We start from the raw sequence: 2181 nt of genomic DNA on the forward strand, positions 1-2181 counted from the left end.
ACTTATTTTAGGAGGGATCTCTTTACTTAATCTAAAATCTTTGTTTTTTATCTCAATTTTTATTTTAATCTCTTCTTTTATTGTTTTTCTTAAAGGGTATAAAAAACCCCTTAAAATCAAACCCTTAAAAAAAGAGGAAACCTATATTCCAATGGCTTTATGGTTTTTTATTGGGCTTTTTCTTCTTCTTTATCTTTTAGCAACCCTTACCCCGGCAATTTCTTGGGATGGAGCAACCTATCACCTTACCATTCCAAAGCTTTATCTTGAAAAAGGAAAAATCTTTTTTATTGAAAGAAACATTTATTCCAATATGCCCCTTCTTACTGAAATGATATTTATGGAGGCATTGATGATTGACGGAATTGTCCTTGCAAAGCTTATTCATTTTACCTTTGGCATGCTTATTCTTTTTGGCATTATGGGGCTATCCCAAAGATTTTTCTCAAAGGAGGCAGGGGCAATTGGCTGCTTTCTCCTTCTTATTTGCCCGGTTATTTCCTTTGAGATTAAAATTGAATATATTGACTTAGCTCTTGCCTTTTTCTCTTTCCTTTCCCTTTATTCCTTTTTCCTTTGGGGTTTACTTAAGAATAAAAAGCTTCTTATTCTTATTGGGGTATTTTCGGGCTTTGCTATAGGATGTAAATATACTGGCGCAATTTTTCCCTTTATACTCTCCCTTATGATTGCCCTTGAGCTAGTAAGAACAAAAAGAACAAAAGAGATTCTTTCTTCTTTAGCTATTCTCTTTTTCTTTTGTTTCCTTCTTTTCTCTCCCTGGATTCTCAAAAATATTATCCTGGTTAAAGACCCCTTTTATCCGATGCTCTATAGCATATTTAAAGGCCCTGAATGGGAGAGCGAATTCTCTTTAAAATGGAAGGCATTTTTTTATTCATTGGGAATGGGAAGAAGCCTTGAGAACTATCTAAAGCTTCCCTACAATATGGTTATTTATGGAGATATGTATCACGCAAGGTTTGATGGGATAATTGAGCCATCCTGGCTTATTCTTATCCCCTCTCTTTTCTTTCTTAAGCCTAACCCTAATATTCTATACCTTCTTTTTTATTGCTTTATCTTTCTTGTCTTCTGGGCATTTACCACCCAGCAGATGAGGTTCTTTATTCCTGCCCTTCCTATACTTTCCTTAATCAGCGGATATATCATTTCCTCATTAGGAAAAGGCAAATGGCTATTGGTATACCCCCTTATTGTGATGGGAATATTTATCCAATCAAGCACCATTTTGTCCATTTTAAGGGATGATCTTCCTGTTTTGGTGGGAAAGGAGCCAAAGGAACAATACCTTACCAGGACACACCAGCCATATGCGATGTTTCAATATATCAACAAAAATATAAAAAAGGATACGAAGCTATTGTTTGTTTGGGAAAATCGGGGTTTTTTCTGTGAAAGAAGGTATATTGCCGATTCTCTATTTGAGGTGTCCTGGATAATGAAAATGGCAAGGGAGGCAAAGGATACAAAAGGGCTTTCTGAAAGGCTAAAGGAAATGGGAATTACCCATATCCTTATAAATCGTGGGCTTCAATCTATATTTATGAGGGAGGAGGGGATGGAGATAATTGATAGATTTATAAAGGAAAAGACAAAACCCATTTATTCTATATACTACATTGATTTGTATGAAATTCTGCCTTAATTATTTTGGAAGATAGATGTAACTTGGCCTTCTCCTCCATCCGGTTATGGTAAGAAAATCCCTTTCTTGTAAAGGAGAAAATAGTGTGTATGCAGAAGGGTAATAGCCTCTAATAAAGCTCTCAAATGATGGAATCCCCTCATTGCTTAAGACAATAGCAGAGAATTCTTTGTTTTCAAGCTTTTTCTTAAGGGTCTCAATAAAATCATCAATGAGCTTCTTCCCATCTTTTTTGTCAAGCTCAATATCGGAAAGGCATGCTATATAGCAATAGGGCTTTTTTCCTATTTTTGTAAGGTAAAACCCATGGTAGGGAATAAAAATATCCCCCTGAATTGAAGATATCTGGGATAAAAAGCTTTCTCCGCAAGCTTTATCCTTTTCGGTGGGAATCTGGGATAAAGGGTTATAAAAGGTAATAATGAAATGAATGATGAGCATTCCATAAAGGATTGCCTTAATGTTATTTGGCTGTTTCTCAGAAAGGTTTGTAAGGGTTATCCCAGAAATTA

At 35.4% G+C, this 2181-nt stretch carries 2 protein-coding genes; one reads left to right on the top strand and one right to left on the bottom strand.

Annotated features, from left to right (window positions below):
• Nucleotides 1-1669 (top strand): glycosyltransferase family 39 protein (locus AB1397_05360; protein MEW6482412.1); only part of this gene is annotated, 1669 nt, incomplete at its 5' end.
• Here AB1397_05360 and AB1397_05365 read toward each other — a convergent pair.
• On the bottom strand, nt 1670-2181 hold a 512-nt coding region (locus AB1397_05365), incomplete at its 5' end, for a hypothetical protein (GenBank protein MEW6482413.1).

It is taken from the genome of bacterium, assembly GCA_040756715.1.
Lineage (GTDB): Bacteria > UBA9089 > UBA9088 > UBA9088 > UBA9088 > JBFLYE01.